The sequence below is a fragment of the Klebsiella sp. RCJ4 genome, from assembly GCF_009025755.1.
Lineage (GTDB): Bacteria > Pseudomonadota > Gammaproteobacteria > Enterobacterales > Enterobacteriaceae > Klebsiella > Klebsiella michiganensis.
Map to the genome: position 1 here is coordinate 71,794 of NZ_WCIN01000010.1, position 12,497 is coordinate 84,290.

General features: G+C 58.1%; 11 protein-coding genes. 7 read left to right on the top strand and 4 right to left on the bottom strand.

Translation table 11 applies throughout. The features are described from left to right. Positions 1-75 precede the first annotated feature (75 nt). Entirely contained in the window at positions 76-1,737 is a 1,662-nt protein-coding gene (locus F8562_RS03190) for a putative transporter (protein ID WP_004855675.1), read from the top strand. Here F8562_RS03190 and F8562_RS03195 read toward each other — a convergent pair. Further along, on the bottom strand, positions 1,705-2,451 hold the full coding sequence (locus F8562_RS03195) for a GntR family transcriptional regulator (RefSeq protein ID WP_014227323.1): 747 nt from the start codon (positions 2,449-2,451) through the stop codon (positions 1,705-1,707). The genes F8562_RS03190 and F8562_RS03195 overlap by 33 nt on opposite strands. A gap of 341 nt (positions 2,452-2,792) precedes the next feature. Between F8562_RS03195 and F8562_RS03200 the strand changes: the two genes are divergently transcribed. From F8562_RS03200 to F8562_RS03220, 5 genes are all read left to right on the top strand, one after another. Further along, complete coding sequence (locus tag F8562_RS03200) at positions 2,793-4,415, top strand: alpha-glucoside-specific PTS transporter subunit IIBC (protein WP_014839847.1); 1,623 nt, start codon at positions 2,793-2,795, stop codon at positions 4,413-4,415. Then, positions 4,412-5,734 carry a 6-phospho-alpha-glucosidase gene (locus F8562_RS03205; protein ID WP_014839846.1) on the top strand — a complete coding sequence of 441 codons (1,323 nt, stop codon included), beginning with the start codon at positions 4,412-4,414 and terminating at the stop codon, positions 5,732-5,734. The genes F8562_RS03200 and F8562_RS03205 overlap by 4 nt, the downstream gene beginning before the upstream one ends. A gap of 180 nt (positions 5,735-5,914) precedes the next feature. Next, a complete protein-coding gene (locus F8562_RS03210) occupies positions 5,915-6,262 on the top strand; it encodes a YidH family protein (protein ID WP_004855665.1) in 348 nt (115 codons plus the stop codon). Continuing rightward, positions 6,252-6,614, top strand: coding sequence for a DUF202 domain-containing protein (locus tag F8562_RS03215; protein ID WP_014227322.1), 363 nt, complete (start codon positions 6,252-6,254; stop codon positions 6,612-6,614). Before F8562_RS03210 ends, F8562_RS03215 begins: the two co-directional genes overlap by 11 nt. Further along, positions 6,611-7,141, top strand: a complete 531-nt coding sequence (locus F8562_RS03220; RefSeq protein ID WP_014839845.1) for a radical SAM protein — start codon at positions 6,611-6,613, stop codon at positions 7,139-7,141. The genes F8562_RS03215 and F8562_RS03220 overlap by 4 nt, the downstream gene beginning before the upstream one ends. 52 nt (positions 7,142-7,193) lie before the next feature. On the opposite strand, the gene dsdA is transcribed toward F8562_RS03220, so the two are convergent. Together dsdA and dsdX are read right to left on the bottom strand one after the other, a co-directional pair. Next, positions 7,194-8,522 (bottom strand): D-serine ammonia-lyase, encoded by a 1,329-nt coding sequence (dsdA, locus tag F8562_RS03225; RefSeq protein ID WP_014227321.1) that lies wholly within the window; start codon positions 8,520-8,522, stop codon positions 7,194-7,196. A gap of 17 nt (positions 8,523-8,539) precedes the next feature. Continuing rightward, positions 8,540-9,877 carry a D-serine transporter DsdX gene (gene dsdX, locus F8562_RS03230; protein WP_014839844.1) on the bottom strand — a complete coding sequence of 446 codons (1,338 nt, stop codon included), beginning with the start codon at positions 9,875-9,877 and terminating at the stop codon, positions 8,540-8,542. A 223-nt stretch (positions 9,878-10,100) separates the two neighbouring features. Here dsdX and dsdC point away from each other — a divergent pair, with 223 nt between their 5' ends. Further along, a complete protein-coding gene (gene dsdC / locus F8562_RS03235; RefSeq protein WP_014227320.1) occupies positions 10,101-11,030 on the top strand; it encodes a DNA-binding transcriptional regulator DsdC in 930 nt (309 codons plus the stop codon). A gap of 245 nt (positions 11,031-11,275) precedes the next feature. On the opposite strand, the gene emrD is transcribed toward dsdC, so the two are convergent. Further along, positions 11,276-12,460 (bottom strand): multidrug efflux MFS transporter EmrD, encoded by a 1,185-nt coding sequence (emrD, locus tag F8562_RS03240; RefSeq protein WP_004855651.1) that lies wholly within the window; start codon positions 12,458-12,460, stop codon positions 11,276-11,278. Between the last annotated feature and the right edge of the window lie 37 nt (positions 12,461-12,497).

Consider the following 12,497-nt stretch of genomic DNA (forward strand, 5'->3'; position numbering starts at 1 on the left):
GCCAGGCGGCATACAGCCTGGTGAGTACCGGTCATAATCCTCATTGTGAGTAATGTTATACACAGGGAAGAGACGATGAGTGATATAGCATTGACCGTTAGCGTATTGGCGCTGGTGGCGGTCGTCGGATTGTGGATCGGCAATGTAAAAGTGCGCGGCGTCGGCTTCGGTATCGGAGGCGTGCTGTTTGGCGGTATTATCGTCGGCCACTTTGTGGACCAGGCGGGCATTACGCTCAGCAGCCCTATGCTGCACTTTATTCAGGAATTTGGCCTGATTCTCTTCGTGTATACCATCGGTATTCAGGTGGGGCCGGGCTTCTTCGCCTCGCTGCGCGTCTCCGGCCTGCGGCTGAACCTCTTCGCTATTCTGATCGTCATTCTCGGCGGCCTGGTCACCGCGGTCCTGCATAAACTGTTCGATATCCCTCTTCCCGTGGTGCTCGGTATCTTCTCCGGCGCGGTAACCAACACGCCTGCGCTGGGGGCCGGGCAGCAGATCCTGCGCGACCTTGGCGTGCCGCTTGATACCGTCGATCAGATGGGGATGAGCTACGCCATGGCCTATCCGTTTGGTATCTGCGGCATTTTGCTGACCATGTGGCTGGTGCGACTGTTTTTCCGCATCAACGTCGAGAAAGAAGCCCAGCAGTTTGACGAGATCAGCGGCAACGGCCACGCGCATCTTCAGACCATCAACGTGCGGGTCGAAAACCCCAACCTGAACAATATGGCGATTCAGGATGTGCCGATGCTTAACAGCGACAAGCTGATCTGCTCGCGCCTCAAGCGCGAGGAGATGCTAATGGTGCCCGCGCCGAATACCCTGATTCAGCTCGGGGACCTGCTGCACCTGGTCGGGCGACCGGAGGATTTACACAATGCCCAGCTGGTGATTGGCAAGGAGGTTTCCACTTCGCTCTCCACGCGCGGTACCGATCTGAAAGTCGAGCGCGTGGTGGTCACTAACGAAAAAGTATTGGGTAAACGCATACGCGATCTGCACTTTAAACAGCGCTATGACGTGGTGATCTCGCGACTCAATCGCGCCGGGGTTGAGCTGGTCGCCAGCAGCCATGCCAGCCTGCAGTTCGGCGATATTCTTAACCTCGTCGGCCGTCCGGAGGCGATTGACGCGGTGGCCGCCGAGCTGGGCAACGCCCAGCAAAAACTGCAGCAGGTGCAGATGCTGCCGGTATTTATCGGTATCGGCCTGGGCGTGCTGCTGGGCTCCATTCCGCTGTTTATTCCGGGGTTCCCGGCGGCGCTGAAGCTGGGCCTGGCAGGGGGGCCGCTGATTATGGCGCTGATCCTCGGGCGTATCGGCAGCATCGGTAAGCTCTACTGGTTTATGCCGCCCAGCGCTAACCTTGCGCTGCGCGAGCTGGGCATTGTGCTGTTTCTCGCGGTGGTTGGCCTGAAATCCGGCGGCGATTTTGTGGCGACGCTGATTGACGGTGATGGCATGAGCTGGATTGTCTACGGCATCTTTATCACCGCTATCCCACTGCTGGCTGTCGGTATTCTGGCGCGGATGCTGGCGAAGATGAACTACCTGACCCTGTGCGGGATGCTGGCCGGTTCAATGACCGACCCGCCCGCGCTGGCCTTTGCCAACAACCTGCATGCCACCAGCGGCGCGGCGGCGCTCTCTTACGCGACCGTTTATCCGCTGGTCATGTTCTTACGTATTATCACGCCGCAGCTACTGGCGGTGCTGTTCTGGGGGATAGGTTAACGGATTCTCCGCCTGGACGCGCCGCAGGTGGTAGTCCACCTGATACTCGCTGGCGTTACGGAACATCACCGAATAGTTAAGAAACTCGCCGCTGTCGCTGTAGGACAGGGAGGTTATACGCAGCAGCGGCGTCTGCTCCGGCACGTTCATCGACTGCGCCAGCTGCCTGTCCGCCAGCACCGGCGACAGCGTTTCATAGTTGCCGCTAATGGTTATGCCACACTCCTTCTCGATGTAATCGAACTTCGACCCTTCCAGATGCACCAGCGACAGATTGCGAAACAGCTTCACCGGCATATAGCTGTCCTCCAGCATTAGCGGCTTGCCATCGACATAGCGCACCCGGCGCGAGAAGTAGATCCGTTCATCAATTTGTATCCGCAGCAGGCTGGCGATAGCCGGGGGGGCGGGCATCACCTCAAAAACCAATACCCGGCTGACCACCTCTTTACCCTGCTTGCGCAGCACCTCGGCCAGCCCGGTCAGATTGCTGGTTTCATGATGCAGGTCTTTGCGGGCGACGTAGGTGCCGGAGCCGTGCCGACGCACCACCAGTCCCCAGGTGACCAGCAGATCGATGGCTTTGCGGATAGTCATGCGCGCAACGCCGAACTCTTCCGCCAGCTTTTTTTCCCCGGGAAGCGGGCTGCCGACTTCGAAATCGGAGGAGTTGAGGCGCAAACGTAATCTGTCGGCGATGGATTTGTAGATCACCAGTAGACCTCTATTCACTCAGTTGAAAACGATGATGCACGGATTATTAGCTTTAAAAATAGAGTTAATACATATGGATAAATACGCTTGGTTACAGAGGCGTAATAAGCGCAATTCAGAATGTCTAATTTTTACTTAAAAAGTAGACAACATTGGCGCAATTAAAACCATGAAAGCGATCACGAATCGTAACGGCGCCGCATGTTGTCGACCGGGCAAATTTCTATTCTCGTTTCAGGCCAGTACAAATAATTACCCTGAATCATTCACCGCGGTACGTGAAGCATGCCGGGTATGGATAAGGCCACTCACCCTATGAGTTGTTATATGAGGATTTTCAAATGCTCAGTCAAATACAACGCTTTGGCGGCGCCATGTTTACCCCGGTTTTACTCTTTCCTTTCGCCGGGATCGTGGTGGGTATCGCCATTATGCTGCGCAACCCGATGTTCGTCGGGGAAGCGCTCACAGCACCCGATAGTTTATTTGCTCAGATCGTTCACATTGTTGAAGAGGGCGGCTGGACCGTCTTTCGTAATATGCCGCTGATTTTCGCCGTCGGTCTGCCGATCGGCCTGGCGAAACAGGCCCAGGGCCGGGCCTGCCTGGCGGTACTGGTCAGCTTCCTCACCTGGAACTACTTCATCAACGCCATGGGAATGACCTGGGGCCACTTCTTCGGCGTCGATTTTTCCGTGGAGCCGACGGCAGGCAGTGGCCTGACGATGATGGCCGGGATTAAAACGCTCGATACCAGCATTATCGGCGCGATCGTTATCTCCGGGCTGGTGACCGCCCTGCATAACCGCTACTTCGATAAACCGCTGCCGGTGTTTCTGGGGATTTTCCAGGGCTCCTCGTTTGTGGTGATTGTCGCCTTCCTGGCGATGATCCCCTGCGCCTGGCTGACCCTGCTTGGCTGGCCAAAAGTGCAGATGGGCATTGAATCGCTGCAGGCCTTCTTACGCTCGGCCGGGGCGCTGGGGGTCTGGGTCTATATTTTCCTTGAGCGCATTCTGATCCCGACCGGTTTACATCACTTTGTCTACGGACCGTTTATTTTCGGCCCGGCGGTAGTGGAAAGCGGTATTCAGGTTTACTGGGCGCAGCATTTACATGAGTTCAGCCAGAGTACCGAGGCGCTGAAAACCCTGTTCCCGGAAGGCGGATTCGCGCTGCACGGTAACTCGAAGGTCTTTGGTTCCGTGGGTATCGCGCTGGCGCTCTACTACACCGCCGCGCCGGAAAATCGCGTGAAAGTCGCCGGTCTGCTGATTCCCGCCACCCTGACCGCCGTACTGGTGGGAATAACCGAGCCGTTAGAGTTCACCTTCCTGTTTATCTCGCCGCTGCTGTTTGCCGTCCATGCGGTGCTGGCGGCCACTATGGCGACGGTGATGTATATCTGCGGCGTGGTAGGCAACTTTGGCGGCGGCCTGCTCGACCAGTTCCTGCCGCAAAACTGGATCCCCATGTTCCACAACCATGCCTCAATGATGTTTATCCAGATAGGCGTTGGCGTGTGCTTCACCGCACTCTACTTCGTCATCTTCCGCACGTTGATTCTGCGCCTGAACCTGAAAACGCCGGGCCGCGAAGAGAGTGAAATTAAGCTCTATAGCAAAGCGGATTATCAGGCCGCGCGCGGCAAAACCAGCGCCGCGGGGGCAGCGGATACCAAACTGGGCCAGGCCGCCGGCTTCCTGCAGGCGCTGGGCGGAGCGGGCAATATCGAAAGCATTAATAACTGCGCCACCCGACTGCGCATCGCGCTGGTCGATATGGCGAAGACGCAAAGCGACGACGTCTTTAAAGCGCTGGGCGCCCACGGCGTAGTCCGCCGCGGCAACGGAATTCAGGTCATCGTCGGCCTGCACGTCCCTCAGGTCCGTGACCAGCTGGAAACCCTCATCAAAGATTCTCTACAGACCGAACAAACCACCATGACGGAGGCAGTATCATGAAAAAATTCTCAGTTGTTATCGCAGGCGGCGGCAGTACCTTCACCCCGGGCATCGTGCTGATGCTGTTAGCGAACCAGGATCGCTTCCCGCTGCGGTCGCTGAAATTTTACGACAACGATGGCGCGCGTCAGGAGACCATCGCCGAGGCGTGCAAAGTGATCCTCAAAGAGCAGGCGCCGGAGATTGAATTCAGCTATACCACCGACCCGCAGGTGGCCTTTACCGACGTTGATTTCGTGATGGCGCATATCCGCGTGGGCAAATACCCGATGCGTGAAAAAGATGAAAAAATTCCGCTGCGCCACGGCGTGCTGGGGCAGGAAACCTGCGGCCCTGGCGGTATCGCCTACGGTATGCGCTCCATCGGCGGCGTCCTGGAGCTGGTGGACTATATGGAAAAATATTCGCCGAACGCCTGGATGCTGAACTACTCCAACCCGGCGGCCATTGTGGCGGAAGCGACCCGTCGCCTGCGTCCGAACGCCAGAATTCTCAACATTTGCGATATGCCGATCGGTATCGAAGGGCGGATGGCGCAAATCGTCGGCCTCAAGGACCGCAAGCAGATGCGCGTGCGCTACTATGGGCTGAACCACTTCGGCTGGTGGACCTCGATTGAAGATCTGCAGGGTAACGATCTGATGCCGAAACTGCGCGAACATGTGGCGAAATTCGGCTATGTTCCGCCATCAAACGATCCCCATACCGAGGCGAGCTGGAACGACACCTTCGCCAAGGCGAAGGACGTGCAGGCGCTGGATCCGGATACGATGCCGAATACTTACCTTAAGTATTATCTGTTCCCGGACTACGTCGTGGCGCACTCCAATCCGGAACGCACCCGCGCCAACGAGGTGATGGACCACCGTGAGAAAAACGTCTTTAGCGCCTGCCGGGCCATTATTGCCGCTGGCCACTCGTCCGCAGGCGATCTGGAAATTGACGAACACGCGTCCTATATCGTCGATCTGGCAGCGGCGATTGCCTTTAATACTCAGGAACGCATGCTGCTGATTGTGCCAAACAACGGGGCGATTCATAACTTTGACGCCGATGCGATGGTGGAAATTCCGTGCCTGGTTGGCCACAATGGACCGGAGCCGTTGACGGTAGGCGACATTCCCCACTTCCAGAAAGGGATGATGAGCCAGCAGGTTGCGGTGGAAAAACTGGTGGTGGATGCCTGGGAACAGCGCTCTTATCACAAGCTGTGGCAGGCCATTGCGCTGTCGAAAACCGTGCCGAGCGCATCCGTTGCGAAAGCGATTCTTGATGACCTGATTGCGGCCAATAAAGCGTACTGGCCGGAACTGCATTAATCCTGCTGACCGGCAGCCACAGGGTGCCGGTTATTCATTTATCGGCCTGATAGCCCGACTTTATGCGGTTATCAGGCCTGAGCTTCCTCTGAAACGGGGCGATTATTAATGCCCTCCGCTTTGGCAGTCAGGTAGAATCGGCGGTATTTTACGCAACCGGGAATCCATCAAGGAGTCATGATGAAAATATCCCGCCTTGGTGAAGCGCCGGATTACCGCTTCTCGCTGGCGAATGAACGTACCTTTCTGGCGTGGATCCGCACTTCGCTTGGCTTTTTAGCCGGTGGCGTCGGCCTGGACCAGCTGGCGCCGGATTTCGCTACGCCGCTGATTCGCGAAATTCTGGCGCTGCTGCTGTGCCTGTTTGCCGGCGGTCTGGCGATTTACGGCTATATACGCTGGCTGAGCAACGAAAAGGCGATGCGGCTGAAACAGGATCTTCCCTATACCCGCACGCTGCTGCTGATCAGTATTCTGCTGACCCTCGTCATCGTGGTGGTGATGGCGCTGGTGCTCTATGCCGGATAATCGCCGGGCGCGTCGCGAGAGCGATCCGGGCCTGCAGCCGGAGCGTACGTCGCTGGCCTGGTTTCGCACCCTTTTAGGCTATGGCGCGCTGCTGGCGCTGGCGATTAAGCACCACTGGCATCAGGCGGGGATCGCATTCTGGATTTCGCTGTGCATATTGCCGTTCGCCGCCCTCATCCTCTGGCGCTATACCCGCAGCCGCAATCTGATGAACGTTGAGCAAAGCGATTTTGCTCAGCCGCAGGCAGTTCGTGACAAATTTTTGATCGCATTCGCAGTACTTTCCCTGTCATTGTTGTTTGCTGTAACCCATATACGACAGGTGATTTTGTTTATTAAGGATATGACATGACAGGATGTCAGGCCGATTACGGTGACGATCGGCACTGCGGGAACTGCAAATCGCTGGCGAGCGATTTTCCGGTACAGGAAGTCATTATCGATCGTCAGGCGTGCCAACGCCCCGAGCGTGTCTACCATCAGCTGAGCGCTCAGGGAGCCGTGGCCATCAAGTTTATTCCCCATCTGCAACCTTCCGACGCCCGGCTGTGGGGGGATTTCCTCTGCGCGGTGTTTGCGATTTGGGTTAAAGAAGATGCTAACCGCATCGTCGTGCCGCTGTTTGAGGCCACGCTGCGCGCCTGGCGCGGCGAGTCGGTGCAGTATGCCAACAATCCGCCGGGGCCAGCCTGCGCGGGCTGCGCCTGGCTAAGATTATGCGGTGGGGGCTGCCCGCAGCTGCGTCTGGAGGATGGCTCCAATGCGCTATGCGAGGGTTACCGGCAGTTTTATAGCTGGAGCGCCCCCTATATGCGCGTTCTGCGCGATCTACTCAATCAGCATCGTTCGCCGGTTGAGCTTATGCATCTGCTGCGCTAAAAAATGGCGACGAAAGAAGCTTCGTCGCCATCGCGTTGACCTGACGGGAGGTTTACCGTCCTTTTGCCAGATACTGCGCCATCTCCTCTTCCGGCACCATGCCGCCGCCGGTTGCCCACACAAGGTGGGTCGCATTGCGCATCTGCCCGGCGGTGAAACCGTGCATCTGCTGATACGCCTGGCTGGCGCAGACCCGCTGCGGCCCGGCCATGCCGGCCAGCGCGGACGGCTCCAGGCGAATACCTTCTTCCTCGGCTAACCAACCCAGCATGTCGTACATTGTCTGGTCATCGAGAGAGTAGAACCCATCCAGCAGGCGCTCCATTGCCCTGCCAACGAAACCGGAAGCGCGGCCTACCGCCAGACCGTCCGCGGCGGTCAGATTATCAATTCCCAGATCCTGAACCGAAATCTGGTCATGCAGGCCGGTATACACCCCCAGCAGCATGCAAGGGGAGTGGGTCGGTTCGGCGAAGAAGCAGTGGACGTTATCGCCAAACGCCAGCTTCAGGCCAAACGCCACCCCGCCGGGGCCGCCGCCAACGCCGCACGGCAGATAAACAAACAGCGGATGACTGGCGTCCACCACGCGCCCTTCGCGGGCAAACTGTGCTTTTAGCCGCTCGCCGGCCACGGAGTAGCCGAGGAACAGGGTGCGCGAGTTCTCATCATCGATAAAGAAGCAGTTCGGGTCGGACTCGGCGGCTTTACGCCCCTGCTCAACCGCCACGCCGTAATCCTCTTCATACTCCACCACCGTCACGCCGTGGCTGCGCAGTTTGGCCTTTTTCCACGCTCTGGCGTCGGCGGACATATGGACCGTCACCTTGAAACCGATGCGCGCGCTCATTATGCCAATCGACATCCCCAGGTTGCCGGTGGAGCCAACGGCGATGCTGTACTGGCTGAAGAACGTCCTGAACTCGGGGGTCAGCAGCTTGCGGTAGTCGTCGGCTGTGTTTAACAATCCCGCGTCGATCGCCAGTTTTTCCGCGTGGGTCAGGACTTCATAAATGCCGCCGCGGGCCTTAATCGAGCCGGAAATCGGCAGGTGGCTGTCTTTCTTCAGCAGCAGATCGCCAGCAATGGGCTGACGAAAGGTTTTTTCCAGCCGGGCCTTCATTGCCGGGATGGCCACCAGCTCGGATTCGATAATACCGCCGGTGGCGGCGGTTTCCGGAAAGGCTTCCGCCAGATAGGGCGCAAAACGATCGAGGCGGGCGTGGGCGTCCTGAACGTCTTCAGTCGTCAGGCCAACGTAGGGTAACCCCTCCGCCAGCGACGTCGTTGACGGGTTAAACCAGGTGGTTTCTTTCAGGGCTATCAGCTCCTCCAGTAGAGGAAACTGGGCGAGTAAAGTGGTCATGTCAGCGTTTTTCATATTACGTCTCTTTGCGCTCAGATGATGAAAGAAAGCAGGAATGTACCGGCCAGTGCAAGCAGCGAAGCGATAAAGGTCGCCGTGGTATAGTATTTGAACGTTTCGTTAAGGCTTGCCCCGCAGTACTGCTTAACCAGCCAGAACAGGGAATCCGTCACGATAGTGCAGCCAATCGCACCGGAGCCGATGGCGATAGCGATGATTTCCGGGCTCACGCCGGGATAGAGCGGCAGCATCGGCGAGACGATGGCGGTTGCGCCCATCATGGCGACGGTGGCGGAACCGACGGCGGCATGCAGAATCAGCGCCACCAGCCAGGCCAGCAGAATCGGGTGCATATCGAGGTTCGACAGAATCACCGCCAGCGTATCGGCCAGGCCGCTGGTTTTCAGAATGGCGTTAAAGGCCCCGCCTGCGCCGATAATCAGCAGGATATTGGCGATAGAACCGAAACAGTTTTCCGTATGCGTCAGCAGAGTGCTCATGCCCATATTCTGGCGGATACCCAGCACGTAGTAGGCCACAAAGACGGCGATAAACATGGCGGTGATCGGGTTGCCGATAAACTCCAGCAGCATATACAGCGTGCCGCCTTTGGTCATATTCAGTTCGGCGATGGTTTTTACCAGCATCAGGCCGATCGGCAGCAGCACCGTAAACAGCGTGGCGCCCAGCGACGGCAGGGTCTCTTCTTTGCGCACTTCGAGGTTGGCAAACTCAGCCGGCACCGCTTTAAACGGCAGGCGGTTGCCGAGGAGCCGCAGGAACAGCGGGCCGCCGACCAGCGAGGCCAGCAGGCCCACCAGCAGACCGTAAACGATCACCGTTCCGATATCCGCGCCCAGTTTGTTGGCGACGAACAGCGCAGCCGGATGCGGCGGCACCACGCAGTGCACCGCCATCAGCGCCGTACACAGCGGGATGGCCAGCTTCAGCAGCGACGTGTTGGTCTTTTTGGCAATGGAAAACGCCAGCGGAATCAGCAGCACCACGCCCACTTCAACGAACAGGGTGATCCCGCAAATCAGGCCCACCAGCACCATTATGACGTCGGCGGACAGCCAGCGGCAGCGCTGGAGCGTCAGGCCGATACGTTCCGCTGCGCCGGAGACCTCCATCATTTTGCCGAGAATCGTTCCCAGCCCAATCACCGCCGCAAGGAAGCCCAGCGTGCCGCCAATCCCGCTCTCAATGGCGTTAACCATATCCAGCGGGCTCATGCCCATCATGGCACCGACGAAAAAGCTTGCCAGCAGTAGCGCCAGAAACGGGTGAAACTTCAGTTTGACGATAGTTAATACAATCAACACGATGCTGATCAGCAGCGTGCTCACAACCCAGATCTGAGATTCCATACCCCACCTCGCCTGTGAATAATCTATGGGTATTGAACAGAAAAACGGCACGCGCTGACAAACGATATAAACGGCCCTTAAGGTGAATCAGATTGAATCAAAAAGGTGATTTTGCTCTAAAATTGTCTGTTATGTGTGCTATGCATCACTTTTATTCATCTTTAATGCGCAGCTGGCGCGAAAAATTTCTTACACTCGGCGGGGAATTGTGAAGGAGTAAGAGATGGAGACGCTAAAAGAGTTAGGCACTCGCCTGCTTAACGGCTGGCAGCTATCGAAGCTGTATACCTTTGAAGTCGCCGCCCGGCATGAGTCGTTTGCGCTGGCGGCGGAGGAGCTGTCGCTGACGCCCAGCGCGGTGAGCCACCGTATCAATCAGCTGGAAGAAGAGCTGGGGATCCAGCTGTTTGTGCGTTCGCACCGCAAAGTAGAGCTGACGCATGAAGGTAAGCGGGTGTTCTGGGCGCTGAAGTCCTCGCTGGATAGCCTGAACCAGGAAATTCTGGATATTAAAAACCAGGAGCTGTCGGGGACGTTAACGGTCTATTCGCGCCCGTCCATCGCCCAGTGCTGGCTGGTTCCCGCGCTCGGCGACTTTACCCGCCGCTATCCGTCGATCTCGCTTACCGTGCTGACCGGCAACGATAACGTCAATATGCAGCGCGCGGGCATCGATCTGGCAATCTACTTCGATGATGCGCCTTCCTCGCAGCTGAGCCACCATTTTCTGATGGATGAGGCCATCGTACCGGTCTGCACGGCGGATTACGCGCGCCAGCATCAGCTACAGCAGAACCCCGGCAATCTTCGCCACTGTACGCTGCTGCACGATCGTCAGGCGTGGAGCAACGATTCCGGCACCGATGAGTGGTTCAGCTGGGCGCAGACATTTTCCGTCGATTTGCCGCAATCGTCGGGTATTGGCTTCGATCGTTCGGATTTAGCGGTGATTGCCGCGATGAATCACGTTGGCGTGGCGATGGGGCGTAAGCGGCTGGTGCAAAAGCGCCTGGAGAGCGGCGAGCTGATCGCACCGTTCGGCGAGATGACCCTGAAGTGCCATCAGCACTACTACGTGACGACCCTGCCGGGCCGTCAGTGGCCGAAAATTGACGCCTTTATCCACTGGCTGCAGAGTCAGGCGCAATTATGATGACCGGCTTAGTTTCATCCCGGTGGCGCTGCGCTGACCGGGCTACGGGTTTACCTCCGTCTGCGGGCCGGTAGCCCGGACAGGCGCGTCAGGCGCCGCCTCCGGGAAATATGCCGGGGCTGATAATTCGCCACTGCTTCCCGGCTTGCGCTGCGCTTAGCCGGGCTACGGGTTTATCGGCGTCCGTCATTTGTAGCCCGGGTAAGACGCGCCGCGTCGCGACCCGGGGAACCCGCAAAGAAGCCTTAAACCGGCTGCTGGTGTTGATGAAAGCGCGACGCCAGCGGCAGCCAGCACAGCAGAATCAGCAATCCCATCAGCATCATCAGCAGGCCGAGGCTGCCCTGACCGGTTTGCGGCATCATCGCCGACAGCCACGCCAGCACGCCGGAACCGATATTCTGCAGCCCGCCCACCAGCGCCCCGGCGGTGCCGGCGAGGAACGGGAAGGGCTCCATCGCGCCGCTGGTCGCCAGCGGAAACAGCATCCCCGCGCCAAAAAAGAACAGCGCGGCGGGAACCAGCAGGGTCCAGACGGTCATCACGCCCAGCAGGCCAGGGATCCACATCAGCACCCCCGCCAGCAGGCAGCAAATCACCGACTGCCACATCAGCGTCGGGAAGCGTTTGTTCGGGCGGCCGGCAAACCAGGCGCCAAAGAACGCCGCCGGGATCGGCAGAATAAACAGAATGCTGACCGACATACTGCTCAGACCCAGTACCGCGCCCATCAGCACGCCGGAACAGGCTTCGAATACGGCAATGCCCGCCAGGCCGCCGATCAGCATCAGCAGATAGCAGTTGAACGCGCCGGTACCGAACAGCGTTTTATAGTTGGTGATGAGCCGGGTACGCGGCGCGCCGGTGGGCCGGGTTTCCGGCATCCAGCGCGCCATGCTGAAGGTGACGCCGGCGCAAAGTACCAGCAGAAATACGAAGCAGGCCCGCCAGTTCCATAAGGTATCGAGAATGCCGCCAATCAGCGGCGCCAGCAGCGGGCTAACCAGAATCCCCATATTCAGCAGGCTATTGGCGTGCCTGAGCTGCGCCCCTTCATACAGATCGCGCGGCAGGGTTCGCGCCATCACGCCGCCGACGCCGGTACCCATCCCCTGCATTGCGCTGGCGGCAATCAGCACCGGCAGGCTATGGGTGGTAATGGCAACCAGCGTCGCCAGCATAAAAATGGACATTCCCACCAGGATCACCGGGCGGCGGCCAACGCGATCGGAGAGCGGGCCGTAGAAAAGCTGCGAGACGCCGTAGGTCAGCAGATAAGCGGCCATTACGCTCTGCACCGCGCCTTCGCGAACGTTGAGCGATATCGCCATATCGGCAATCGCCGGAATATAAATGGTCTGCGCCATCTGGCCTACGGCCACCAGCAGCACCAGCATCAACAACAAATTGAAGTTCTTATGCCGTTTCATGTCGATGAATACTTTGTATAAAGTTGGAGATGAAGAA